Raw genomic sequence first — 24298 nt, 5'->3', positions numbered from 1 at the left:
CAGGTGTCGACAGGGCATCGACGCCGGGTCACGAGAGCGTCGCCCAGGGTTCATGCACGGTGAGGAACCTTCGAAGTGTGCGAATCGTGATGGTGGCCGAGACCTTCCTGCCGCAGATCAATGGCGTGGCGAACACGGCTCGCCACGTCGCCGACCGGCTGCGCGCCCGTGGGCACGCACTGCTGATCATTGCCCCCGGCCCGGGTCCGGACGCGTACGGCGACGTACCGGTGATCCGCGCCCGCAGCTTCCGGACGCCCGGCTACAAGGAGTACCCGGTCGGCCTGCCCGATCCGTCGATCGAGCGGGCGATGGCCGACTTCAAACCGGACCTCGTGCACCTCGCCTCGCCGTTCATCATCGGCGCGTACGGTCTGCGCGCGGCCCGCAAGCTCGGGCTGCCGACGGTCGCGATCTTCCAGACCGACATCGCCGGGTTCGCCCGCCAGTACCCCTGGTACGCCGCCGCCGACCGCGGCATCTGGCGCTGGGTACGGCGGACGCACTCGCGTGCCGACCGGACCCTCGCCCCCTCGACCGCATCCGTCGACGCGCTGGTGCAAGGCGGCGTACCGCGGGTGCACCTGTGGGGCCGCGGTGTGAACCTGGACCTGTTCGACCCCGAGCACCGCGACGAGGAGTGGCGCCGGCAGATCTCGCCGGACGGCAAGCCGATCGTCGGGTACGTCGGCCGGCTGGCCGCGGAGAAGAAGGTACGCCGGCTCGCCGAGCTGACCGACCTGGACTGCCGGATCGTGATCGTCGGCGACGGGCCGGATCGCGCCTCGCTGGAGAATGCGTTGCCGACGGCAACCTTCCTGGGGATGCGCCGGGGCGCCGACCTGGCCTCGATCTTCGCCGGGCTGGACGTGTTCGTGCACACCGGCGAACACGAGACGTTCTGCCAGACGATCCAGGAGGCGCAGGCCTCCGGCGTGGCTACCGTCGGCCCGGCCGCGGGCGGCCCGCTCGACCTGATCCACCCCGGCGAGAACGGCCTGCTGTTCGAGCCGGGCAAGGCCGGATCGCTGCGCGACCAGGTGAAGATCATGCTCGACCACCCTGCCGCACGCAGCCGGATGGCGGCGAGCGGCCTGCAGCGGGTGCAGTCACGGACCTGGCCGGCGGTGGTCGACGACCTGGTCGACCGGCACTACGCCGAGGTCCTGCGTGAGGCGGCGGCTGTCCGGCGGGTCGCGTGAGTGCGCTGAGAATCGCCCAGCTGGCGAACTTCGTCGGTCCGACGTCCGGCGGGATGCGGACCGCGATCGAGCAGATCGGCCAGGGGTACGTCGAGGCCGGCGCCGAGCGGATCGTGATCACGCCGGGCGAACGCGACGCGGTGGCCGAGACCGAGTTCGGCACGGTGGTCCGGGTGAAGGCACCGAAGGTGAGCGGCGGGTACCGGCTGATCACGAACCCGTGGAACGTGATCGACGTACTGAAGAAGTTCGGGCCGACGACGGTCGAGGTCTCGGACAAGTCGACGCTGCTCCCGGTCGCGCGCTGGGCCCGTCGCAACGACATAGGCACGATCCTGTTCAGCCACGAGCGTCTGGACGCCATGCTGGCCTTGGGTTCGGCCCGACCGGGCCAGCTCGGCGGCCACGACGTACTGCGTCCCGGCCGGATGCTCGGCGAAGTCAGCCAGCGCACCAGCCGCTGGACCGGTGAGAGCGTCCAGCGGCGGGCCGAGGGCGTCAAGGCCAGCCAGCTCCACGTGGTCGCTACCGTCGCGGCGCTCTACCGCATCCTCAGCCGGACGTACGACGCTGTGGTGGTCACGTCCCGCTACGCGGCCGCGGAGTTCGACGAGGTGACGACACCGCTGGTCCGGATCCCGCTCGGGGTCGATCTGGAGACCTTCCACCCGTCGCGGTCCGAGCCGGTCGACGACGGCGTACTCAAGCTGGTGCACGCCGGGCGACTGTCACGGGAGAAGAGCCCGCACCTCGCGGTCGCCACCGCGGTCGAGCTGCACCGCCGCGGCGTGAAGCTGCAGATGGACGTGTACGGCACCGGCCCGCACCTCGACGAGCTGATCGAGATCGCGGGGGACGCGCCGATCACGTTCCACGGGTACGTCGACGGCCGCCAGACGCTCGCCAAGCACCTCGCCGAGGCCGACATCGCGCTGTCCGTCTGCCCCGGCGAAACCTTCGGCCTGGCCGTCCTGGAAGCGCTCGCCGCCGGCACCCCGGTCGTCACCGCCAATACCGGCGGCGCCCGCGAGCTGGTCGACGAGACCTGCGGGCGCTGGGCGGCAGCCAACCCGTCCGCACTGGCCGACGCCACTCTCGCCCTGGCCCAGCTGCCCGACCGCAGAGCGGCGGCCCGCCGCCGAGCCGAGCTCTACAACTGGAACACCTGCGTCCAGCACATGCTCGCCCTCCACACCCGCCTGAGCCAGGCCCGCATCGCTGCGTAGGCACTCGACGACTGTCTGCCGACATCGCTTGCACGAAGTGGCAAGAGAGTTGCGGTCAGGTCCGGTAAGCCTGTAGTTCTTTCCCTTTCGCCGGTGTCGCTCGGGGTGCGCCGGAGTCCCCTGCCCTGGAGATTCGATGCGCCGCGCCCGCAAACCCGCCCTACTCCGCACCGCCCTGGCCGCCGCCCTCGCGGCCATCACCATCCCCCTCATCGCCCACACCGCCTTCGGCGACGAAACCGCCCTCAGCACGCCGACCGCGCAGGTGTTCCCGACCCGCACAGGCGTCGGCGTCGCCTGGAACCCCGTCGACGCATCCACCTACCACGTCGAACGCAAGGAGGGCAGCGCCGACTGGGGCGAGGTCAGCGGCCCGCTGAGCGCGGAGAGTGTCAGCTGGGTCGACGACAACATCGCCCCCGGAACGACGGCCTCGTACCGGGTCGTCGCGACCACCGACGCCGAGACCGCCGCCAGCGCCCCGGTCACAACCACCCGCAACACCACGACACCAGCCGTCGGCGACATCGACGTACTCGCTCTGGACGTGGACCCCGGCACCACCTGGCCGCACGACGAGGTCGCCGACGCGGTCACGGCGTCCGCACCGGCCGGCGGATCTCGCACACTGTCCGCGGGCACGGTGAAGGTGCGGCTTCCGGCGTTCATCGCAGGTCCGGGCAACTACTCGCTCACGCCGTCCGAGCTCGAGTTCACTCAAGGCGACCACAGCTGCACCGCGAGCGGATACCTGTCTGTCACCGCCGTCGCCTACACCGCCACGCTCGAGCTCGACACCCTCGCCGCCAGCCTGCGCGTGCACGACTGCGACGGCAATATGGTGTTCAGGGCGATCGATCTGCGCTACCACAGCACCTTCGGATACCAGGCGCTGTCCGTCACACCGGAGCAGTACGACTTCGGCAAGGTCAAGCACGGCACGAGCGCTGATGCCCCGTTCGTCGTGAAGAACACCGGGACCGAACCGGTCCGGATCTCCGGTGTTTCGATGTCGATGCTGGGGACCGCGTGGCGCTTGAACCCGGACAACCCGCACGACTGCCCGCAGATGTTGCCGCCCGCGGCGACCTGCACGGTGAACGTGCGGTGGTGGCCCGCGTCGACCGGCCCTGACCGGGACACTCTGACCATCTCGGACTCCACCTCCTTGGAGCGTCACACGGTCGCCGTGACCGGTTACGGCGTCGACGTGCCCCAGGCCCAGGAGGTCACGGTGCGGCCGACGTACAACGGCCACACAGTGAGCTGGCAGTCGCGGGAGACCGCGGGGGGAACGGCCGTTCGCGGCTACAACCTGCACCGCTACCTGAACGGCGTGGAGACCGTCGAGTGGTTCCCCGCGAAGACGTCCACGACCGACTTCGCCGTCGCCGAACCCACCACGAAGGCCGGCATCGAATACGCCGTGTCGGTCGTCAACGAGGTCGGCGAAAGCGCCGTCGGGGCCCACAAACCCGTCTCGCCGGCGACCGAGCAGATCGCGATCACGCAGGGAGACCGGCCGGACGCCGTCGACCTGGCCGCCGCCGACCTGTATGGGCACGTCGTGCCGTTCCCCGCCGACGCCGAACCGGTCACCCCGAAGGAGGGGGTCGCCAGTTCTCCGGACGGCCGGTCGCTCGCCTATGTGACGAACTCCGCCGAGCGGTCACTGTGGACGCAGCGGGTTGAACCCGGAGATCTCGGCGTACCTGTGAAGCTTTGGAGCTCCACGGCGCCGATCACTCACCTGTCCTGGTCGCCGGACGGCACCCGGATCGCGTTCCAGGCATCCGAGAACTCCACTCCGTGCGTGTACGTGATCGCGACCACCGGTGGTACGCCGGTGAAGGTCGACTGCCGGCTGTCCAGCCCGAGCTGGATGCCGGACGCGCGCGCCTTGGTGGTGTCCGACCACCGCATCTCGCCCAGCGTGCTCGCGACGGTCGAGACAACGGCCGGCGGCAACCGGATCGCCACGCTTCCGGGTCAGACGGACGTGGCGGACGGGCGGCCGGTTCGAGCCTCGGCCGACGGCCGGTACGTCGCCTTCGGCGACGGCTCGACGGTGCGACTGGCCGGGACGAACCGAAAGAGTCCGTCGCTCGAGTCGGAGGTGCAGGCGATCGCCTGGTCCGGCAATACCTGGATCCTGGCGCTGACAGCCGGCGGCCGCGTCTACCAGCTCGGCGCCGATCTCGGCGGCGACTTGTACGTGTACGACGAGCTCGCCAGAGAGTCGGCCACGCATCGGGTCGACGTCGCCTGGCAGAAGCTTGGGGTCGTCATCGGGCCGACGCCGGCGGTGATGGGACCGAACATCTCGATCCCGTTCGACGGCTCGGCCTTTCCTGCAGGCACCAAATTCACGTGCGAGGTCAAGGGATCGTTCAGGCCGGCCGAAACGTGCACCTCACCGTTCACGGCGTCCGAACTGCGGTCCGGCAACTACCAGGTCCTCATCGGCGGCGCGTACCGGAACATCACCGTCGACGCGTCCGGACCGGTGGCGCGGATGGTGGGCCCGGCGTACCAGTCCTCGGTGGCCGCGACCGCGACACTGACCGTGTCGGCCACGGATGCCAGTGGGGTTGCGTCGTACGACGTGCAGTACCGGCGGGCCACGTCTGCCGGGCCGTACAGCGCCTATGTGCAGCCATGGACGAAGACGACCGCGACGTCCATGGGCCTTGCGATCGCGGCCGGGTACGAATACTGCGTTTCGGTGCGGGCGACGGACAAGCTCGGGAACGTCGGGCAGTGGAGTGCGGAGCGGTGTTTCTCGCGGCCGTTGGATGACCGGTCGTTGGGGATGGCAACGACCGGGTGGGCGCGGGGATCGTCGTCGAAGTTCTACTACGGGACGGATACCCAGACCACGGCCGTCGGGGCGGCGCTGACGCGGACGGTGCAGGGCAAGCGGTTCTTCCTGATTGCTACGCGGTGCCCGAGCTGTGGGGCGGTGGCGGTGTACGCAGGCAACCGGCTCCTCACCACCCTCAACCTGGCCTACCCCACAACGCACTACCAGGTCGTTCTCGGGCTGCCGGTGCAGAGCACGCTGTTCAGCGGGACGCTGACCGTTCGGACGGTCAGCACCGGGAAGATCGTCCAGATCGACGGGCTGGCGGTCGGCCGGACCTGACGTACCGAAGAACGGGTAGTGGTGCGGGTTCCGCGCCGCCGCCGGTCAGCCTTGACCGCGGCCGCCGGTCGGCGGACCGACCACTACCCGTTCTTCGGTACATATCAGGTGAGGTGGTCGTAGTCGCCGCGGGTCCAGGCGGCGTGCCGGTCGGCGGAGCGGCGTACGACGGCCTTCGCGTCGACCGGGATCGAGGCGCCGAAGTTGTTGTACAACCGGTCGTACTCGTACGGGTCGAGGGAGCGGGCGACCCGGTCGACCACGGCGCCGGACAACGGGATGCGGTTCGGGTAGCTGCGCATGAAGCTCACCGACGTTCGGTCGGGATTGGCGAAGATCGTGTCGCCGGACAGGATCACACCCTTGCCCTCGGCACCGTTCTGCCAGTGCACGACCGCGCTGCCGGGGAAATGACCGCCTGGTTGGATCACCGTCACTCCGGGTAGCGGCGTCAGCTTGCCCGACCAGGTCCGGATGACCGGGTCCTGGCGGGCGACCCACTCCTTGTCCGGCTCGGAGACGTACACCGGTACGTCGCCCAGGCGGTGGCTCCACTCGACCTGGACGCCGTACATGTGCGGGTGGCTGGCGATGATCCCCACCACGTCGCCCAGCGCACGGACCCGGCGTACGGCGTCGTCGTCGACGTACCCGATCGGGTCCCAGAGCAGGTTGCCCGCGTCGGTTGTCACCAGCATCGACTGCTGGCCGATCCCGATCGGCGGCTTCGAGCGGATGCCGTACAGGCCGGGCTCCACCTCGGTGATGGTGACCTCGGTGCCGGCCAGCTCCTCGAGCGTGGTCCAGTGCTGCCCGTCGGCAGGCACCCACTGCCGCTCGTCGGCGCAGATCGCACACACCTCGACCTGCTCGGAGTGTTCGACCGCACAGGTCGCACAGATCCAGAAACTCACTGTAGTTCTCCCCTTCGGTTCTGATGTGCCGTCAGCCAACGTGTTCAAGCTCGGTTGAAGTCAAGCTACGACGCGACCGAGATCACATCCACCGCGATCGATGTCACAGCTGTCAGGACATTTCACCGCTGTGAGCGGGTCTAGCATCAAGACGATTCCGCAAACTCGGGCGAGGAGGGTCTGGTGCCCAGCAAACCAGCCGGCACGCTGTACCGCGGCCGGGAGGGCATGTGGTCGTGGGTCGCGCACCGTATCACCGGTGTCGGCATCTTCTTCTTCCTGCTGGTGCATGTGCTGGACACCGCGCTGGTCCGGGTCTCGCCGCACGCGTACAACGAGGTCATCGGCACCTACAAGAACCCGGTCGTCGGCCTGCTCGAGGTCGGGCTGGTGGCCGCGATCCTGTTCCACGCGTTCAACGGCATCCGGCTGATCCTGATCGACTTCTGGGCCAAGGGCCCGCGCTACCAGCGGCAGCTGATGATCGGCGTCGGGGTGATCTGGGTCGTGCTGTTCGTCCCGTTCGTCATCCGCCATCTGACCCACGTGTTCGGAGGCTGAGATGAGCGAGATCGCGGCACCGCGCAGCAGTTCCCGGGCCCGCAACCTCAAGGGCGGCGGCCGGAACCGTTCGGGCCAGACCAACTTCGAGCTGTACAGCTGGCTGTTCATGCGGCTGTCCGGGCTCGCCCTCGTCATCCTCGTGCTCGGGCACCTGTTCGTGAACCTGATGCTCGGCGGCGGCATCACCGCGCTCGACTTCGGCTTCGTGGCCGGCAAGTGGGCCAACCCGCTCTGGCAGGTCTGGGACCTGCTGATGCTGTGGCTGGCGATGCTGCACGGCTCCAACGGGCTGCGCACGATCATCAACGACTACGCCGAGAAGGACCAGACCCGGTTCTGGCTCAAGGCCCTGCTGATCACGGCGGCGCTCGTGATCGTCGTCCTCGGCACGTTGGTCATCTTCACCTTCGACCCGTGCCTGGACCCCAACTCCACATTGTCTGTCTGTAAGTAAGGAAGTCATGCAGCAGCATCAGTACGACGTCATCATCGTCGGAGCCGGTGGCGCCGGCATGCGCGCGGCGCTCGAGTCGAGCAAGCGGACCCGCACCGCAGTACTGACGAAGCTCTATCCGACCCGCTCCCACACCGGCGCCGCCCAGGGCGGTATGTGTGCCGCGCTGGCGAACGTCGAGGAGGACAACTGGGAGTGGCACACCTTCGACACGGTCAAGGGCGGTGACTTCCTGGTCGACCAGGACGCGGCCGAGGTGATGTGCCGCGAGGCCGTCGACGCGGTGCTCGACCTGGAGAAGATGGGCCTCCCGTTCAACCGGACGGCCGAGGGCAAGATCGACCAGCGGTTCTTCGGCGGCCACACCCGCAACCACGGCGAGGCCGTCGTACGCCGGTCCTGCTTCGCCGCGGACCGGACCGGTCACATGATCCTGCAGACGCTCTACCAGCAGTGCATCAAGCAGAACGTCGAATTCTTCAACGAGTACTACGTTCTCGACCTGCTGATGACCGACGGCAAGGCCAGCGGCGTGGTCGCGTACGAGCTGGCCACCGGCGAGCTGCACGTGTTCTCGGCCAAGTCGGTGATCTTCGCGTCCGGCGGTTTCGGCAAGGTCTTCCGTACGACGTCCAACGCGCACACGCTGACCGGTGACGGCATGGGCATCGTCTGGCGCAAGGGCCTGCCGCTGGAGGACATGGAGTTCTTCCAGTTCCACCCGACCGGCCTCGCGGGTCTCGGCGTACTGCTGTCGGAGGCGGCCCGCGGTGAGGGCGGCATCCTGCGGAACAAGGACAACGAACGCTTCATGGAGCGGTACGCACCGACCGTCAAGGACCTGGCACCACGGGACATGGTCGCCCGCGCGATGGCGAACGAGGTCCGCGAGGGCCGTGGCTGCGGTCCGGACGGCGCGTACGTGATGCTCGACCTGACCCACCTGGAGCCGGCGCACATCGACGCGAAGCTCCCCGACATCACCGAGTTCGCCCGGACCTACCTGGGCGTGGAGCCGTACACCGAGCAGATCCCGGTGTTCCCGACCGCGCACTACGCGATGGGTGGCATCCCGACCAACATCAAGGGCGAGGCGCTGGCCAACAACGAGGACGTGATCCCGGGTCTGTACGCCGCCGGCGAGGTCGCGTGCGTCTCGGTGCACGGCGCGAACCGCCTGGGCACGAACTCGCTGCTCGACATCAACGTGTTCGGCCGGCGCGCGGGGATCGCGGCCGCGGAGTACGCCGAGACCGCGTCGTTCGAGGAGCTGCCCGCGGAGCCGGAGAAGTACGTCGTGGAGCTGGTCGAGGGGCTGCGCAACTCGACCGGTGAGGAGCGGATCGCGGCGATCCGGTCGGATCTGCAGGCGACGATGGACCTGAACGCGCAGGTGTACCGGACCGAGGGCTCGCTGAAGCAGGCGCTGGTCGACATCGAAGCGCTCAAGCTCCGCTACGCGGATGTCGCCGTCCAGGACAAGGGCAAACGGTTCAACACCGACCTGCTCGAGGCGGTCGAGCTCGGCTTCCTGATCGATCTGGCCGAGGTGCTGGTGGTCTCGGCGCTGGAGCGCAAGGAGTCCCGCGGCGGGCATTTCCGCGAGGACTACGCCACCCGCGACGACGTCAACTTCATGCGGCACACGATGGCGTACCGCGAGGTCGATGCTGACGGCAACGAGACGATCCGGCTCGACTACAAACCGGTCGTCCAGACCCGTTACAAGCCGATGGAGCGCAAGTACTGATGGACGTCAAGGTCAAGATCCTGCGGTACAACCCCGAGGTCGCCGACGAGGCCGAGTGGAAGACGTACTCCGTCACGCTGCAGCCGACCGACCGGGTGCTGGACGCGCTGCACAAGATCAAGTGGGAGCAGGACGGCACGCTGACCTTCCGGCGGTCCTGCGCGCACGGCGTCTGCGGCTCGGACGCGATGCGGATCAACGGCCGCAACCGGCTGGCCTGCAAGACGCTTATCAAGGACCTGAACCCGGACAAGGAGATCACCGTCGAGCCGATCAAGGGGCTCGCGGTGCTCAAGGACCTGGTCGTCGACATGGACCCGTTCTTCGAGGCGTACCGCGCGGTGATGCCGTTCCTGGTCACCAGCGGTCACGAGCCGACCCGGGAGCGGATCCAGTCGCAGGCGGACCGGGACCGCTTCGACGACACCACCAAGTGCATCCTGTGCGCCGCGTGTACGACGTCCTGCCCGGTGTTCTGGTCCGACGGCCAGTACTTCGGCCCGCAGGCGATCGTCGGCGCGCACCGGTTCATCTTCGACAGCCGCGACGAGGGCACCGAGCAGCGGCTGGAGATCCTGAACGACAAGGAAGGCGTCTGGCGCTGCCGGACCACCTTCAACTGCACCGACGCCTGCCCCCGCGGCATCGAGGTCACCAAGGCGATCCAGGAAGTGAAGCGAGCGCTGATCTTCCGGCGGGTGTGATCGGCCGACCTGGGCGTCGCATAAACTCTGACCCGGCCAATTCGTGTGCCACGCAGCCTCTGCCCTCGCGAGGACAGGGGCTGCTCGTCAGCCCGGGGGGTGATTGTGCAGCAGCGCGTACGTGAGTTCGTCGACCGCTACTACCCCCGGCTGGTGGAGCTGTTGGAGCGCTGCGGCATCCCGCGGAGCAAGCCGCCGCTGCTCGTGCTCGGCGTACTGGCCGCCACCACGTCCGTCGTCGTGACCTCGGTGCTGTGGATCTCGCACCGGGTCGATGCCGACTCCGGCCCGGTGGCGATCGAGCCCGCGGCCGCCGGGCGGCCCGGGACCGCGGTCGTGAACGCCGAGCGGGCGCAGGTGCTGTCGATGACGATGGTGACGCGGAACCGCTGGGCGGCCGGCTGGTCCGACTGCACCAGCGGGCCGAACTGCCGGTACGCCGCAGTCCTCGACCGCGACGGCGCCCGGGCGACCTCGCCGGAGTGGCCGGTCCCCTACGCGACGCTGGCCACGGGCGACGAGGCGATCGCGGTCGCCCCGCCGCGCGAGGGCACGCTGACCGGGGACACGACGATGATGTTCCGGATGACATACGACGGCCCGGTGCTGACCCGGCTGCGGTACCAGCTGTCGACCTCGACGTTCGGAGCCGGCGAGATCCTCACCGACCAGATCGTGCCGGGTCGGATCGTCGTGGTGAACCCCAAGGAGTCGACGGTCCGGATGCTCGACACCCGCGGTACCCGGTCGCCCGTCTGCGACGAGACCGGGCGGTGCTGGGTGCTGACCGGGGTCGGGCGGACCGACATCATGTGGACCGACGACGGCGGGAAGACGTGGCACTCGCAGGCGCTGGACAACCACAACCAGCTCGGGAAGCTCGCGGTCAGCCCGGACGGCAAGACGCTGGTGACGACCTCGGTCATCGTCGGCGACAGCGGGCAGGCGGTCGCGAAGATGCGCATCTCGAACGACCGCGGCGAGACCTGGACGCTCGTCCAGCACCCGCCGCAGAGTCTGAACACGCCGCCGCTGGCCTTCGACGACGGTACGGCGCTGATGCTCGGCGGCCGGCTGAACGAGCGGCCCCGGCTGTACCGGGTGCGCGACGGGGCGGCCGACCTGGACAAGGGCTATCCCGGCGACCTGGCCGAGCTCGCCGGCGACGAGCACCTGATGTACGGCTTCGAGGTCCCGAAACGGCGTACGACGGAGGTCGTCCTCAGCACCGACGAGGGCGCCACCTGGACGAAGTTCGCTCCTCGTTAGCCGAGCCGCTCAGTGGTGCATGGCGGCGCCCTTGAGTGTCTTGTCGACCGCGTTCTTCGGGCCGTACAGGGCGATGCCCACCAGGTCGAGGTCCGCGGTCGAGACCGCCTTCACCGCCGCCCGGTTGTCCCGGTCGTTGCCCGTGGCGAACAAGTCCTGGGTGAACACCGCGTGCTCGATCTCGCGGCGGAGCGCGCGCTCGTGCGCGGTCGCCATGAACTCCTTGCTGCCCTCGAACACCAGCACCGGCTGCCGGAACATCGGCAGGTAGCCGGTCCCGTCGGCATCCTCGTACGGCTCGCCCACCACCTCCGGGTGGGTCGCGGCGATCCCGCTGACCAGGAACGCGGTCACGTTCAAGCGCTGCCACACGGCCAGATCGTCGCGCAGCAGTACGGCGATCTTCGTATCGAATCTGATCGGCTCATCCACACCGTCGATCGTCGCGCTCGGCCCCGGCGGCGGTCTTGTACGTTTTAAGCCTCTCCGACCTTGGTCAGCAGTCGGTGCAACGTCGACCGCTCCGCCGCGGTCAACGGGCTGAGCGACTCGGTGAGGACGGATTCGAGGATCTTGGCGCCGGCCTTGCGGATCCGCTCGCCCTCCGGGGTGAGGGCATGTCGTACGGCGCGGCCTCGGCCCTCGACGCGCTCGATCAGCCCGCGGGCGATCATCCGGGAGGCCAGCGAGCCCATCGACTGATCGGTCTGGAACGTGCGCTGGGCGAGCTCGTGCAGCGAGGCATCCGGTGCCTCGTGCAACCGGCGGAGCACGTCCCACTGCGGCAGCGAGACACCGAGCTCGGCCAGTCGTTTGCTCGCCTCGGTGTGATGACGCCACTGCAGCCGCTTGACCGCGATCCCGATGTCCTGCACGGAAGGCTCCACGGCGAGCACAATAGCAGGTTGTTTATATAAGGAAGCTGATCTAAGGTTCCTTATATGCAGACCTTCGAAGAGCACGGCACCGGCCGACCCGTCCTCCTGCTTCACGGCGGCGGCGGTCCGCAGACCGTCGCGCCGTTCGGCGTACGGCTGGCCGCCGAGCTGCCCGCCCGGGTCATCGTCCCCACTCACCCCGGCTTCGCCGGAACCCCGAGACCCGACGACCTCACCACCGTCGGCGGCCTCGCCGAGCTGTACGCCGACCTGCTCGACCAGCTCGACCTCGACGACGTCCTGGTGATCGGCAACTCGATCGGCGGCTGGATCGCCACCGAACTGGCCCTCCTGGGCTCGCCGAGAGTCACCGAGCTGGTGATCGTCGACGGCGTCGGCCTGCAGATCCCCGGCCACCCGGTCGCCGACTTCTTCTCGCTGACCTTCCCCGAGCTGGCCGAGCTCAGCTACTACAACCCCGACGCCTTCCGCATCGACCCGACCCAGCTCCCACCGGCCGCCCAAGCTCAACTGGCCGGCAACCGCGCCGCCCTGGCCGTCTACGCCGCCACCATGGAAGACCCCACCCTCCAGGCGCGCCTCGCCGGGATCACCATCCCCACCACGGTCATCTGGGGCGACAGCGACCGCATCGGCGACCCCACCTACGGCCGCGCGTACGCCGATGCCATCCCCGGCGCGGCCTTCGAACTCCTCGAGAACACCGGCCACCTCCCCCAACTGGAGAGCCCGGATCTCCTGCTGAAGGTTCTCAGCAGTACGGCTGGTTCGAGGTGACGGCTGTGCAGACGCGCAGGAACAGGTTGAAGAGGCGGTAGAGCTGGAGCATGTCGCCCTCGACCGTCACCGTGCGGTCATCGACGCGCTCGACGCCTGGGATCGCGGCGAGGTGCAGGGTAACGGAGGCCGACTGCCAGCGGACGGTCAGGCGGTGGGGGCCGGGGTCAGCAGCCGGCGGCGTCAGGTTGGCGAGGGCTCGGGTCGCGGCGGTCTCGATGGCCTCGCGGGCCTCGGCGACCGGGACCAACTGAGCGGCGAAGCGGTCCTTCGCGAACTTGACCGGGACAGTGGCGACCGTGGGATCCCACGCCTTCGTCTCGTCGCAGGCGGTGTCGTCACCGGTCAGGAGGGCGACGGGTACGCCGTACGCCGCAGCCGCCGCGTGGAGCAGCCCGATCTCGCCGGTCGGGCGGTCGTCGAGCCAGATGTCCTCGATCTCGTGCCCCATGAAGCTGTGGCTCAGTACGCCGAGGACACCGGCGCGCGAGTGGAAGCCGATGCAGAGCACCGCGTCGTACTCCGGAGACAGGCCCTCGATCATGCCCATCGGCTTCGGACGGCCCTTGATCAGGCGGGCGCGCGGGTCGAGCAGGTCGGGGAGCAGGTTCCGCATCGGGCCGTGGGCGTCGTTGACCAGGACGGTCGTCGCACCGGCGGCGTACGCACCGCGGATGGCGGCATTCACGTCCTCGGTCATCATCACCCGGCTGCGCTCGTAGTCCCGGCCGGGCGGCTGGACGTCCTCCGCATCGACCAGTCCGGTGATGCCTTCCATGTCCGCGCTCACGTATACCTTCACGCCCAGAAGCGTATGTTCTGACTATGAGCAGCGGCGCCGTGGTCCGGGCGTGGCGGCCCGGGCTGCCCGGGGTCGTCGAGGTGCTGCACGCCCATTTCCCGTCGCATGCGTATCCGACGCACACGCACGATGCGTGGACGGTACTGATCGTCGACGAGGGCGCGGTCCGGTACGACCTGGATCACCGCGAGCACGGCCTCGCCCAGGCACAGGTCTCACTGCTACCACCGCACGTGCCGCATGACGGGCGGTCGGTCCTGCCGCAGGGCTTCCGGAAGCGAGTGCTGTATCTGGCGCCCGATCGGCTGGGCGACGGGTTGATCGGTGCGGCGGTCGACCAACCGGAGTACGTCGATCCTCTGCTCAGGCACCGGATCCATCAGTTGCACGGCGTCCTGAAGAACGGGCAGGAGGATCTGGAGGCCCAGAGCCGCCTGACGCTGATCGAGGAGCGCCTTGGTCAACATCTCCGCCGCCAGGTGGTCGACCCACCGGACCGGCGCGACACCGGCGTAGCTGTGGAACTCCGTGAGCTCCTCGACGCCAACGTCACGAACGGGCTCACGCTGGAGGATGCGGCGAAGGTGGTGCACGCTCATCCGGCGCATCTGGTGCGGGCGTTCAGCCGGGAGTACGGGATGCCGCCGCACCGGTATCTGACCGGTCGGCGGGTCGATCTGGCCCGGCGGTACCTGCTCGACGGGCACCCGGCTGCCGAGGTGGCGACGCTGGCCGGGTTCTACGACCAGTCACACCTGAACCGGCACTTCCGGAAACTGCTCGGTGTCACACCGGCGAGCTTTGTGAAGCCTTAGCCGCCTTGTACGCGCGCACACCCCAGGTGCCGAGCAGGGCTGCGATCAGCAGGTTCACGATCACCAGGATCGTGTGGGCCACGTAGTACCCGGTCGGGCGGCCCTCGGTGTCCATCAGCGCCTTGATGAACCGCAGGTAGGTGATGACGTTCCAGGCCGCGATGGCGAGCAGGACGAGGGCGTGTTTCCGTTCGAGCTTCACCTAGCCATTGTGACCAGGCCGGTCCACCATCCTGAGCAGCTGGGTCCGGTTGGCGACGCCGAAGCGCCGGTACAGGCGGGTCAGCTGCGACTCGACCGCCTTCACCGACAGGTACAGCGCCGCGGCGATCTCGCGGTTGGTGGAGCCGTCGCGGACCATCGAGACGATCTGCTGCTCGTTGTCGGTCAGCTCCGACGGCTGCCTGCTCCGGCTCGGTACGTCGAGGCGCGCGAGCTCGGTCTCGGCCACCTCGCGCCAGGCGGGAGCGCCGTACGCCTCGAACTGCTCGATGGCGTCCAGGAACGCGGTCCGCGCGACCGAGCGGCGACGGGCCTGCCGCGCGACGCGGCCGCGGGTGAGCTCGCAGCGGGCCAGGTCGAGCGGGTAGACCCGGTCCCCCGCCGTGCTGATCGTCTTCTCGAGCAGGTCGAGGGCCGCGGCCGGGTCGCCCTGCTTGGCGATCAGCAGCGCCTCGGAGCGGGCCAGGCCGATCATGATCACTTCGCGGTCCAGGTTCTCGGCGCGGGTCCGGATCTCGGCGATCAGCGCGGCCGCGTCGTCCAGCCGGCCGGCCGCGACCAGCGCCTCGGCGTAGTCCGCGTGCCACGGGATCACGGCCGGGTCGTACGGCATCGCGGCCTCGCCCGACTCCGCGATCGCGTCGAACGACTCGACCGCCCGCTGCGGGTCGCCGGTCAGCACGGCCATCAGCCCGATGCTCGCGAGCGCCGGGCCGGTCCATTCGTCGTTCCCGACCAGGCGGACGCCTTCCAGCGCGGCCTCGGCGAGCTGCCGGCCCATGGCCGCCGAACCGCCGACCCACTCGGCCCGGCTGGCGATGACCATGCCGACCTCGGCCTCGTCACCGATGTCCTGCATCAGCTGGTAGCACTCGTGGCCGGCGGCCAGCGCGTCGGCGCCACGCCCGCTGCGCTCGTAGATCGCGGTCGCCGAGATCAGCGCCGACGCGAGCCAGCGCATCGCGCCATGGTCGCGGACGTCGTCGACCAACGCCGTGATCCGGGCGATCGCCTCGTCCGTCCGCCCGCGGAACAGCTCCCGCATCGCGGCCATCTGCCGCGCGTTCACCACGGTCTTGGTGAGCGGCAGTCCCTTCGCTAGCTCGGCTGCCTGCTCGAGCACGGCGTCGGCGGACTCCTCGGCGTCACGCGCCATCAGCACCGAGCTCGCGGCGCTCAGCGCGTCGACGACCGCCTCGGTGTCGCCCGCCTCGCGTGCCAGCGCCTCGGCGACGCGGGCATCCTCCTGCGCGTCGTCCAGGCTGCGATCGAAGTAGTGGCTGTGGCTGCGCTCGATCCGCACCCGCGCCTCGAGCCGCTTGTCGCCCTGTGCCGCGGCGAACGCCTCCGCGAGCAGCTCGACCCGGCGGTCGCGCTCCGGCCAGACCGCATCCGCACACAGCAGCAGCGCAGGCACCTTGGTCTCCGGCTTCGTCGCGGCCTGTACGGCGAACTGCGCCATGTCGGCCGACTCCGCCAGATGACCGGCAGCCGCGGCGTCGTCGGAAGCCCGGGTCAGTCGGCGGGCGCGGTCGTCCGGCCGCGTGATCGGCGTACGCTCCGCGCTCAGCCGCCACAGGGTTGCGGCGGCACCCGGCGCGCCACGGCCGGCGGCGACCGTGGCTGCCTCTTCGATCGCGGCGGCCAGCTCCGGGTCAGCCTCCTGGGTGGCCAGGGCGCGGTGGGTGGCGTTCTCGACCGGTTCGTCGACGACGGCGGCGAGCTGGGCGTGGGCCTGCCGACGAGCGGCGGACGTCGCCTCGGCGTACACGAACTCGCGGAGCAACGGGTGGGTGAAGCGGAGGCGCTCGGCGGTGATGTCGATCAGGCCGAGGGACTCGGCCTCGGCCAGGTCGGCCTCGATCGGGCGGTCGAGGGACCGGGCGAGCTGGGTCGTGGTCGGGCGCGGCGACGACGCGGCGTGCAGGAGCAGCTCGTGCGCGGCCGGCTCGAGCGTGGAGAGGCGGTCGCCGAGCAGGGTCTTGAGCCGGCTCGACACCGGGAGCGGGTCGTTGGGCGAGACGCTCTTCGGGTGCCGCAGTACGGCGCGACCGAGCTCGAGGGCCATGAACGGGTTGCCGGCGCTCGCGGTGAAGATGCGGCGGGCGGTGCGGACCGGGAGCGGGTTCGACAGGCGCTGGCGGAGCAGGGCGAGGACATCCGGCTCGGTCAACGGCGGGACCTCGAGCTGCAGCACGGGCTCCGGGCACGCGTCGACCATCATCGGCAGATCGCCGTCGGCCACCTGCTCGGTCGCGAGCAGATGCACGCCCTCGGACAGGCGGCGCGCGCAGAACGTCAGTACTTCCAGGCTCGACGGATCCACCCACTGGATGTCGTCGACGACCAGGAGCACCGGCCCGGTCGCGGCCAGGCGACGAAGCACATGCAGTACGGCGAGGCGTACGGCGAGCTCGTCCCGCACCGTGTCCGGGGCGCTCGCCTTCAGCAGCGCGACCTCGAGCGGCTGGCGGAGGTGGTCCGGCAGCACGCCCCAGGCGAACTCGAGCTGGTTCGAGAGCAGATCCAGGAGCGTGACGTACGGCAGGCCGGCCTCGGAGTTGGACGGCGCCGCGCTGAGGATCCGGCAGCCCTTCCGGCCGCGATCCGCGACCAGGGCCCGGCCGAGGGCCGATTTGCCGATACCGGTCGGGCCGTACAGCAGCACGCTGCCGCTGGTCTCGAGCTGCTTGGTAGCTCGCTCGACCAGTCCGGCACGTCCGACCAGCTCGTCGTCAGTCATTCAGCTCCCCGAAGGATTACCTTCGCTGATTATCACAGGAAACGACCGTTCGACACGGCAAGTGTCACATGAGGAAATTTGATGGTCACCATCCTGTCACCGACTCTTGCCCAGATCCGAGCAGTCGCGACGGCACGATCGTGCCCCGGCACCGGATGGTCTGCGCGGTTGTAGACAAACTTCAACCGCCTGCCGATCTCTTGCACGGCAGGCGGTTGAGAGTTGGATCAGATCGACTCGAGGTCGCGTTCGATGGCGGCCAGTTCGGCCTCGCTGCCCTGGACCTTGGGACCGGTGAACCAGTGGCGGGCGGACAGGAACCAGTACGCCGCCGCGAAACCGAGCACGACCAGGACGGCGACCGGGGTGTAGTTGAAGGTGCTGCCGGTGACCGGGCTGACCTGCGGCAGCATGAACAGGATCGTGATGAACGCTACCCAGACGATCGCGATGATGCCGATCGGGCGACTCCAGCGACCCAGGTTCCACGGGCCGGGCTGGAAGCGGTCACCCTGCAGGAGTCTGAGCAGGGTCGGCAGGACGTAGGCGATGTAGAGGCCGATGACCGCGATCGACGTGACCGCGGCGTACGCCGTCGCGTTCCACAGGTACGGCAGGCCGAGGACGAAGGCACCGGCCGCGGCCAGCCAGATCGCGTTGGTCGGTGTCCGGGTGCGGTGGTTGATCTTGTGCCAGAACTTCGAGCCCGGCAGCGCGCCGTCCCGGGAGAACGCGTAGATCATCCGCGAGTTCGCCGTCACCGACGACATCCCGCAGAACAGCTGCGCCCCGATCACGACCAGCAACAGGATCTTCCCGGTCACCACCCCGACGGCGTCGATGAAGATCTGCGCGGGCGGCACGCCGGTGGAGCTGTCCAGCGCGCCGTCGTAGCTCTGGATCGCGAACGTCAGGCCGATCAGCAGCACCCATCCAGCTGCCAACGACACCAGGATCGACATCACGATTCCCCGCGGACCGGAGCGCGCCGCGTCATGCGTCTCCTCGGTCATGTGCGCCGAAGCGTCGTACCCGGTGAAGGTGTACTGCGCCAGCAGCAGCCCGAGCAGTGCGACGTAGAACGTCGAACCCCAACCGGTGTTGTTCACGAAGTGACCGAACACGAACGATGCCGACTGGTGCTTGTCCGGCACGAACACCAGCGCACCGACGATGAACAGCACGCCGACGATGTGCCACCAGACGCTGATGTCGTTGAGTCTCGCGACCAGCTTCACGCCGAACGAGTTCAGCAACGCGTGCACCAGCAGGATGATCCCGAACAGCAGGATCGTGTGCCCCGGCGTGGCGCTGAACCCGAACTGCAGGTCCAGGAACGCGTTCAGGAAGAACGCCGCCCCGAAGTCGATGCCGGCCGTCACCGCGACCTGGCCGAGGAAGTTGAACCACCCGGTGAACCACGACCAGGCGGCGCCGTTGGACGGCGCGAGTTTCGCGGCCCAGTAGTACAGGCCGCCGGCGGTCGGGTAGCTCGAGCACACCTCCGCCATGGCGAGGCCGACGAACAGCGTCATCAGCCCGACGATCGGCCAGCCCCAGACGATCATCACCGGGCCGCCGGTGTTCATCCCGAACCCGTACAACGTCAAGCAGCCGGACAGGATCGAGATGATCGTGAACGACACCGCGAAGTTCGAGAACCCGGACATCGTCCGGTTCAGCTCCTGTGCGTAACCCAGTTGGTGCAGGCGATCCTCGTCGTCAGTCATTGAGCCTCCTAGACCCAGACAGCACAGCGCCTCAATGGTCTTCCCCCAGACCTTTACGCAATTGAGGCACCCGGTCCCGCGAGTGTCAAGGAGTCAGGCGAGAAAGCCGTGCAGCAGGACCGCCGTACCCGAGAGGTGTTCCTGCATCGCCTGCCGGGCCGCCTCCGGACGGCCGGCGAGGATCGCGGTGACGATCTCCTGGTGCTGTTCGTTCGAGTGCTGGATGTTGCGCTCGAGCAACGGGATCGCGTCGAGGAGTTCGTTCAGGCGCATCCGGACGTCGGCCATCGCAGACGTCAATGACGGCGAGCCGGTGACCTCGGCGATCGCCAGGTGCAGGCGGGAGTCGAGACGGCGGTAGTCGGCCAGGCGGGCCGCAGACGTGTCGGCGAGGCAACGTTCGAGATGGTCCCGCTCGGCATCGCTCAGTTCGCGGGTGGCGGCGGCTTCCGCGGCGCCGGTTTCCAGTACGAACCGCAGCGTGAGGGCGTCGTCCAGTCCGTCGGCCAGGTCACGCGCGAGCCGTTTGGCCGTCGTACGGCGGGGTTTGGGCAGCTGCTCGTTGACGAACGTGCCGCCGTACCGGCCGCGGCGGGACTCGACGTACCCGGCCTCGGTCAGGGCGTGGATCGCCTCCCGGAGCGTAACCCGGCTGACGTTCAGCCGGGCCGCCAGCTCCCGCTCCGGCGGCAACCGGTCGCCGGGCACGACGACACCGAGCTTGATTGCCTGCAGCAACCGCTCGACCGTCTCCTCGAACGGGTTCCCGGCCCGTACCGGCCGGAACACCGCTTCGTCTGCCTGAACGACCATGTCCCCAGACTAGATCGGTGTCACATAGGCGCCGGAGATTCCCCCGTCGACGAGGAAGGTGTTGGCGGTGATGAAGGACGAGTCGTCGCTGGCCAGGAAGGCGACCGCGGCGGCGATCTCGTCGGGTTCGCCGAACCGGCCCATCGGGACGTGGACGAGCCGGCGCTGGGCCCGCTCAGGGTCCTTGGCGAACAGTTCGGTCAGCAACGGCGTGTTCACCGGGCCCGGGCAGAGCGCGTTGACCCGGATCCCCTGCCGGGCGAATTCCACCCCGAGCTCGCGGCTCATCGCCAGTACGCCACCCTTCGAGGCGGAGTACGAGATCTGGGAGGTGGCCGCGCCCATCACCGCGACGAACGACGCGGTGTTGATGATCGAGCCCTTGTGCTGCCGTTGCATGTAGGGAATCGCGGCCTTGCAGCACAGGTAGACCGAGGTCAGGTTGACCTCCTGGACCTTGCGCCACGCCTCGAGACCGGTGTCCAGGATCGACGCGTCGTCGGGCGGCGAGATGCCCGCGTTGTTGAACGCGATGTCCACGCTGCCGTAGGTGTCGAAGGCCTGCTTGAAGAGGTTCTCCACCGCGGCGGCGTCGGTGACGTCGGTGGCGATGAACAGCCCGCCGACCTCGTCCGCCGCGGTCTTGCCGGCGTCCGGGTCGAGGTCGCCGATCACGACGTGTGCGCCCTCCGCGGCGAGCCGCCGTACCGTGGCCAGGCCGATGCCACTCGCCCCGCCGGTCACGACCGCGACGCGGCCTTCGAGCCGATGCGCCTTGACGTCCATTCAGTCCTCCGTACTGATGAAGATGTTCTTGGTCTCGGTGAACGCGACCAGCGCGTCCGGACCGAGCTCCCGGCCGAGACCGGACTGCTTGTAGCCGCCGAACGGCGTCGAGTACCGCACCGACGAGTTCGAGTTGATGGAGAGGTTGCCGGCCTCGACCCCGCGACCGACCCGGATCGCGCGGCCGACGTCCCGGGTCCAGATCGAGCCGGACAGCCCGTACTCGCTGTCGTTCGCGATCCGCACCGCGTCGGCCTCGTCCTCGAACGGGATCACCGCGACGACCGGGCCGAAGATCTCCTCCCTTGCCGCCCTTTCACTCGGCGGCGCGAGCACGGTCGGCGGGAACCAGAACCCCGGCCCGGTGGGTGCCGTCCCCTGGAATGCAGGCTCTTCGGCGTACGACGCGACCCGCTCGAGCTGAGCCTTCGAGATCAGCGGTCCCATTTCCGTCGCCGGGTCACTCGGATCGCCGACCTTGAAGTTCTTCACCGCGGGCTCGAGCAGCTCCATGAATCGGTCGTAGGCCGTGCGCTCGACCAGGATCCGCGACCGCGCGCAGCAGTCCTGCCCGGCGTTGTCGAACACGCCGTACGGCGCCTGCGCTGCTGCCTTCTCCAGATCGGCGTCGGCGAAGACGACGTTCGCTGACTTGCCGCCCAGCTCGAGCGTCACCCGCTTCACCTGGTCCGCGCAGCCGGCCATGATCTGCTTGCCGACCGTGGTCGACCCGGTGAAGACGATCTTGCGGACGTCGGGGTGGGTGACGAAACGCTGGCCGACCGTCTTGCCTGGACCGGGGATGACCTCGAACACGCCCGGCGGGATGCCGGCCTCGAGGGCGAGCTCGCCGAGGCGGATCGCTGTCAGCGGGGTGAGCTCGGCGGGCTTGAGCACGACGGTGTTGCCGGCGGCAAGGGCCGGCGCGAAACCCCAACCCGCGATGGGCATCGGGAAGTTCCACGGGACGATCACGCCGACGACGCCGAGCGGCTCCTGGAAGGTGATATTGATGCCTCCGGCAACAGGAATCTGCTTGCCGAACAGGCGCTCGGGTGCGGCCGCGTAATACGTCAGGACGTCGCGGACGTTGTCTGCTTCCCAGCGGGCGTTGCCGATCGTGTGGCCGGCGTTCTCGACCTCGAGCGCGGCCAGGTTCTCCACGTCGGCGTCGACGGCATCCGCGAATCGGCGGAGCAGTCTGCCGCGGTCGGCCGGATTCACCTCTCGCCAGGTCTCGAAAGCCGTGGCCGCGCGGGCGATCGCGGCGTCGGCCTCGGCTTCGCCTGCGAGCTCGATGGTCCGGATCACCTTCTCGGTGGCCGGATTGAGTACGTCGTACGTCATTGCGTGCTCCTGATCAATGCGGTGAACAGCCGCAGGTCCTCGGGGGTCTCTTCCGGGTGCCACTGCACACCCAGTGCGAAGTCCTTGCCCTCCACCTCGGCGGCCTCCACGGTTCCGTCGCCGGCGCGGGCCGTCACCTTCAAGGTCGGCGCGATCACGTCGAGGGCCTGATGGTGGTAGCAGCTGCCGGTCGCGCTCTCGCCGAGGATCTGGGCGGTGAGCGTGCCGGGCTCGATCTTCACGTCGGTGCGCGCGAACACGGCCTGCACCGGACGGTGGTCGTCGTTCGAGGTCACGTCGGGCAGGTGCTGGTGCAGGGTGCCACCCAGAGCGACGTTCAGCATCTGCAGGCCGCGGCAGATGGCGAGCAACGGGAGATCAGCTTCCAGGGCAGCTCGGATCAGGATCGCTTCATGGTCGTCGCGTCCCGGCCTGGTGTCGACGGTCTCGGGGTGCGGCGCCGCGTCGTACGAGCCGGGATCGACGTCGCAGCCGCCGGCGATGACCAAACCGTCGAGGATGCCGATGACGGACGGATCGGTTCCTACTGGCGGAAGCAGGATCGGGGTGCCCCCGGCCATCGCGACGGCGTCCAGGTAGACGCGCGGGAGGATGGCAGCCTCCCGCTGCCAGATCCCCCAGGTGGCCGGCTCGAGGTAGGTCGTGATGCCGATACGCGGCTTAGAGTCGTTCGAAACCACGGACTCGCTCCCAGTCGGTGACGGCGGCGTCGTACGCGTCGAGCTCGACGCGCGCGGCGTTCGTGTAGTGGTCGACCATCTCGTCGCCGAACGCCTCGCGGGCCAGCCTCGAGCCGGTGAAGAGTGCGGCGGCCTCGCGGAGCGTCGACGGGACGTGGTCCTTGTCGGACTCGTAGGCGTTGCCTTCGAGCAGCGGCTCGAGCTCGAGTTCGTTCTCGATACCGTGCAGGCCGGAGGCGATGATCGCGGCGACCGCGAGGTAGGGGTTCACGTCGCCGCCGGGGAGGCGGTTCTCGACCCGGAGCGAGTCGCCGTGCCCGACCACGCGCAGCGAGCAGGTGCGGTTGTCGAGACCCCACGCGACCGCTGTCGGGGCGAAGCTGCCCTTCGCGAATCGCTTGTAGGAGTTGATGTTCGGGGCGAGGAGGTACGTGAACTCGGACAGGCAGGCGAGCTGTCCCGCGATGAAGTGCTCCATCAGCTGCGAGAACCCGTAGTCCCGGTCACCGGCGAGGACGGGATCGCCGTCGGTGGAGCGGAAGCTCAGGTGGATGTGGCAGGAGTTGCCTTCGCGTTCGTCGTACTTCGCCATGAACGTGAGGCTCTTGCCGTGCTTGGCGGCGATCTCCTTCGCACCGGTCTTGTAGATCGAGTGGTTGTCGCACGTGACGAGCGCTTCGTCGTACCGGAACGCGATCTCGTGCTGGCCGAGGTTGCACTCACCCTTCGCGGACTCGACGTACAGGCCGGCGCCGGTCATGCCGTTGCGGATGTCGCGCAGCAACGGCTCGATCCGGGAGGTGCCGACGAGCGAGTAGTCGACGTTGTACTGGTTCGCCGGGATGAGGCCGCGGTAGTGCTTGTCCCACGCGGTCTCGTAGGTGTCGTCGAACACGATGAACTCGAGCTCGGTCCCGACGTACGCCGTGAGGTTCTTCTCCGCGAGTCGATCCAGCTGCCTGCGCAACACCTGCCGCGGCGAGGCGACGACGGGCTGCCCGTCCAGCCACTGCACGTCGCACAACACCATCGCCGTGCCTTCGAGCCACGGGACCAACCGGAGAGTGTCGAGATCAGGCGCCATCACCATGTCGCCGTACCCCCGCTCCCACGACGACATCGCGTAACCGTCGACGGTGTTCATGTCCACATCGACAGCCAGCAGGTAGTTGCACCCCTCGGTCCCGTGCTTCAGCACCTCTTCCAAGAAGTACCGAGCCCCACACCGCTTCCCCTGCAACCGCCCCTGCATATCGGTGATCCCCACCAACACCGTGTCAACCTGACCGGCCTCCACCAGCCCCCGCAACTCCTCCACACCCAACACGGCCACTCCCGGAGTCTATTGGTCTACGACCAGTCCATTGACTCAAGCGTAGCCAGAACTGTCAATGCGGTGCCGTGGCACTGGGCGGACAGGGAATGGGTTGGCACT

22 protein-coding genes are annotated in these 24298 nt (G+C 68.7%); 10 read left to right on the top strand and 12 right to left on the bottom strand.

The features are described 5' to 3' along the window. The first annotated feature begins 77 nt into the window (after positions 1 to 77). The 3 genes from OHA10_RS17645 to OHA10_RS17635 all read left to right on the top strand — a co-directional run bounded on the left by OHA10_RS17645 (position 78) and on the right by OHA10_RS17635 (position 5573). Positions 78 to 1202 (top strand): glycosyltransferase family 4 protein, encoded by a 1125-nt coding sequence (locus tag OHA10_RS17645; protein ID WP_371407298.1) that lies wholly within the window; start codon positions 78 to 80, stop codon positions 1200 to 1202. After that, positions 1199 to 2428: a glycosyltransferase gene (locus OHA10_RS17640; protein WP_371407297.1), complete on the top strand. Its 1230-nt coding sequence runs from the start codon at positions 1199 to 1201 to the stop codon at positions 2426 to 2428. The genes OHA10_RS17645 and OHA10_RS17640 overlap by 4 nt, the downstream gene beginning before the upstream one ends. A gap of 136 nt (positions 2429 to 2564) precedes the next feature. After that, entirely contained in the window at positions 2565 to 5573 is a 3009-nt protein-coding gene (locus OHA10_RS17635) for a choice-of-anchor D domain-containing protein (protein WP_371407296.1), read from the top strand. Positions 5574 to 5677: 104 nt separating this feature from the next. On the opposite strand, the gene OHA10_RS17630 is transcribed toward OHA10_RS17635, so the two are convergent. After that, a complete protein-coding gene (locus OHA10_RS17630; RefSeq protein WP_371407295.1) occupies positions 5678 to 6487 on the bottom strand; it encodes an MBL fold metallo-hydrolase in 810 nt (269 codons plus the stop codon). Positions 6488 to 6670: 183 nt separating this feature from the next. Here OHA10_RS17630 and sdhC point away from each other — a divergent pair, with 183 nt between their 5' ends. The 5 genes from sdhC (at position 6671) to OHA10_RS17605 (ending at position 11228) form a co-directional block, all read left to right on the top strand. Further along, positions 6671 to 7048: a succinate dehydrogenase, cytochrome b556 subunit gene (gene sdhC, locus OHA10_RS17625; RefSeq protein WP_134105324.1), complete on the top strand. Its 378-nt coding sequence runs from the start codon at positions 6671 to 6673 to the stop codon at positions 7046 to 7048. A 1-nt stretch (position 7049) separates the two neighbouring features. Further along, positions 7050 to 7505, top strand: coding sequence for a succinate dehydrogenase hydrophobic membrane anchor subunit (locus OHA10_RS17620; RefSeq protein WP_371407294.1), 456 nt, complete (start codon positions 7050 to 7052; stop codon positions 7503 to 7505). 7 nt (positions 7506 to 7512) lie between these two features. Then, on the top strand, positions 7513 to 9255 hold the full coding sequence (gene sdhA / locus OHA10_RS17615; protein ID WP_371407293.1) for a succinate dehydrogenase flavoprotein subunit: 1743 nt from the start codon (positions 7513 to 7515) through the stop codon (positions 9253 to 9255). Then, a complete protein-coding gene (locus OHA10_RS17610; protein ID WP_371407292.1) occupies positions 9255 to 9959 on the top strand; it encodes a succinate dehydrogenase iron-sulfur subunit in 705 nt (234 codons plus the stop codon). Before sdhA ends, OHA10_RS17610 begins: the two co-directional genes overlap by 1 nt. A gap of 105 nt (positions 9960 to 10064) precedes the next feature. Next, a complete protein-coding gene (locus OHA10_RS17605) occupies positions 10065 to 11228 on the top strand; it encodes a WD40/YVTN/BNR-like repeat-containing protein (RefSeq protein WP_371407291.1) in 1164 nt (387 codons plus the stop codon). A gap of 9 nt (positions 11229 to 11237) precedes the next feature. On the opposite strand, the gene OHA10_RS17600 is transcribed toward OHA10_RS17605, so the two are convergent. Both OHA10_RS17600 and OHA10_RS17595 read right to left on the bottom strand, forming a co-directional pair. After that, positions 11238 to 11660 carry a DUF2000 family protein gene (locus OHA10_RS17600; RefSeq protein ID WP_371407290.1) on the bottom strand — a complete coding sequence of 141 codons (423 nt, stop codon included), beginning with the start codon at positions 11658 to 11660 and terminating at the stop codon, positions 11238 to 11240. A 44-nt stretch (positions 11661 to 11704) separates the two neighbouring features. Further along, positions 11705 to 12115 carry a MarR family winged helix-turn-helix transcriptional regulator gene (locus OHA10_RS17595; RefSeq protein WP_371407289.1) on the bottom strand — a complete coding sequence of 137 codons (411 nt, stop codon included), beginning with the start codon at positions 12113 to 12115 and terminating at the stop codon, positions 11705 to 11707. 54 nt (positions 12116 to 12169) lie between these two features. Here OHA10_RS17595 and OHA10_RS17590 point away from each other — a divergent pair, with 54 nt between their 5' ends. Then, the gene (locus OHA10_RS17590; protein ID WP_371407288.1) at positions 12170 to 12904 is read left to right on the top strand and encodes an alpha/beta fold hydrolase; all 735 of its coding nucleotides are present in this window, start codon (positions 12170 to 12172) and stop codon (positions 12902 to 12904) included. Here the strand turns inward: OHA10_RS17590 and OHA10_RS17585 are convergent. Beyond that, positions 12879 to 13706 carry a M55 family metallopeptidase gene (locus OHA10_RS17585; RefSeq protein ID WP_371407287.1) on the bottom strand — a complete coding sequence of 276 codons (828 nt, stop codon included), beginning with the start codon at positions 13704 to 13706 and terminating at the stop codon, positions 12879 to 12881. The genes OHA10_RS17590 and OHA10_RS17585 overlap by 26 nt on opposite strands. A gap of 23 nt (positions 13707 to 13729) precedes the next feature. Between OHA10_RS17585 and OHA10_RS17580 the strand changes: the two genes are divergently transcribed. Further along, positions 13730 to 14521: an AraC family transcriptional regulator gene (locus OHA10_RS17580; protein WP_371407286.1), complete on the top strand. Its 792-nt coding sequence runs from the start codon at positions 13730 to 13732 to the stop codon at positions 14519 to 14521. On the opposite strand, the gene OHA10_RS17575 is transcribed toward OHA10_RS17580, so the two are convergent. The 8 genes from OHA10_RS17575 to OHA10_RS17540 form a co-directional block, all read right to left on the bottom strand. Further along, the gene (locus OHA10_RS17575) at positions 14493 to 14723 is read right to left on the bottom strand and encodes an SCO4848 family membrane protein (protein ID WP_363870975.1); all 231 of its coding nucleotides are present in this window, start codon (positions 14721 to 14723) and stop codon (positions 14493 to 14495) included. The genes OHA10_RS17580 and OHA10_RS17575 overlap by 29 nt on opposite strands. Next, positions 14724 to 17486: an AAA family ATPase gene (locus tag OHA10_RS17570; RefSeq protein ID WP_371407285.1), complete on the bottom strand. Its 2763-nt coding sequence runs from the start codon at positions 17484 to 17486 to the stop codon at positions 14724 to 14726. It abuts the gene before it with no gap. Positions 17487 to 17713: 227 nt separating this feature from the next. Then, positions 17714 to 19216: an amino acid permease gene (locus tag OHA10_RS17565; RefSeq protein WP_371407284.1), complete on the bottom strand. Its 1503-nt coding sequence runs from the start codon at positions 19214 to 19216 to the stop codon at positions 17714 to 17716. A 93-nt stretch (positions 19217 to 19309) separates the two neighbouring features. After that, entirely contained in the window at positions 19310 to 20029 is a 720-nt protein-coding gene (locus OHA10_RS17560; RefSeq protein ID WP_371407283.1) for a FadR/GntR family transcriptional regulator, read from the bottom strand. Between the two features lie 9 nt (positions 20030 to 20038). Beyond that, positions 20039 to 20815, bottom strand: a complete 777-nt coding sequence (locus tag OHA10_RS17555) for a 3-oxoacyl-ACP reductase (protein WP_371407282.1) — start codon at positions 20813 to 20815, stop codon at positions 20039 to 20041. Continuing rightward, positions 20816 to 22162 carry an aldehyde dehydrogenase gene (locus tag OHA10_RS17550; RefSeq protein WP_371407281.1) on the bottom strand — a complete coding sequence of 449 codons (1347 nt, stop codon included), beginning with the start codon at positions 22160 to 22162 and terminating at the stop codon, positions 20816 to 20818. It lies immediately after the preceding gene. Beyond that, a complete protein-coding gene (locus OHA10_RS17545; protein WP_371407280.1) occupies positions 22159 to 22863 on the bottom strand; it encodes a gamma-glutamyl-gamma-aminobutyrate hydrolase family protein in 705 nt (234 codons plus the stop codon). Before OHA10_RS17545 ends, OHA10_RS17550 begins: the two co-directional genes overlap by 4 nt. Beyond that, a complete protein-coding gene (locus tag OHA10_RS17540) occupies positions 22844 to 24196 on the bottom strand; it encodes a glutamine synthetase family protein (RefSeq protein ID WP_371407279.1) in 1353 nt (450 codons plus the stop codon). The genes OHA10_RS17545 and OHA10_RS17540 overlap by 20 nt, the downstream gene beginning before the upstream one ends. Positions 24197 to 24298 lie beyond the last annotated feature (102 nt).

Source organism: Kribbella sp. NBC_00662 (assembly GCF_041430295.1).
Lineage (GTDB): Bacteria > Actinomycetota > Actinomycetes > Propionibacteriales > Kribbellaceae > Kribbella.
The sequence above is the reverse complement of the archived record's forward strand: the minus strand, read 5'-3'. Positions and strand labels throughout refer to the sequence as shown.

Excerpts from the sequence above, each read along its gene's own strand:
- OHA10_RS17635 (WP_371407296.1), top strand. The coding sequence starts at position 2,565 with ATGCGCCGCGCCCGCAAACCCGCCCTACTCCGCACCGCCCTGGCCGCC.
- OHA10_RS17620 (WP_371407294.1), top strand. The coding sequence starts at position 7,050 with ATGAGCGAGATCGCGGCACCGCGCAGCAGTTCCCGGGCCCGCAACCTC.
- sdhA (WP_371407293.1), top strand. The coding sequence starts at position 7,513 with ATGCAGCAGCATCAGTACGACGTCATCATCGTCGGAGCCGGTGGCGCC.
- OHA10_RS17610 (WP_371407292.1), top strand. The coding sequence starts at position 9,255 with ATGGACGTCAAGGTCAAGATCCTGCGGTACAACCCCGAGGTCGCCGAC.
- OHA10_RS17590 (WP_371407288.1), top strand. The coding sequence starts at position 12,170 with ATGCAGACCTTCGAAGAGCACGGCACCGGCCGACCCGTCCTCCTGCTT.
- OHA10_RS17580 (WP_371407286.1), top strand. The coding sequence starts at position 13,730 with ATGAGCAGCGGCGCCGTGGTCCGGGCGTGGCGGCCCGGGCTGCCCGGG.
- OHA10_RS17570 (WP_371407285.1), bottom strand. The coding sequence starts at position 17,486 with ATGACTGACGACGAGCTGGTCGGACGTGCCGGACTGGTCGAGCGAGCT.
- OHA10_RS17565 (WP_371407284.1), bottom strand. The coding sequence starts at position 19,216 with ATGACTGACGACGAGGATCGCCTGCACCAACTGGGTTACGCACAGGAG.
- OHA10_RS17560 (WP_371407283.1), bottom strand. The coding sequence starts at position 20,029 with ATGGTCGTTCAGGCAGACGAAGCGGTGTTCCGGCCGGTACGGGCCGGG.
- OHA10_RS17555 (WP_371407282.1), bottom strand. The coding sequence starts at position 20,815 with ATGGACGTCAAGGCGCATCGGCTCGAAGGCCGCGTCGCGGTCGTGACC.
- OHA10_RS17550 (WP_371407281.1), bottom strand. The coding sequence starts at position 22,162 with ATGACGTACGACGTACTCAATCCGGCCACCGAGAAGGTGATCCGGACC.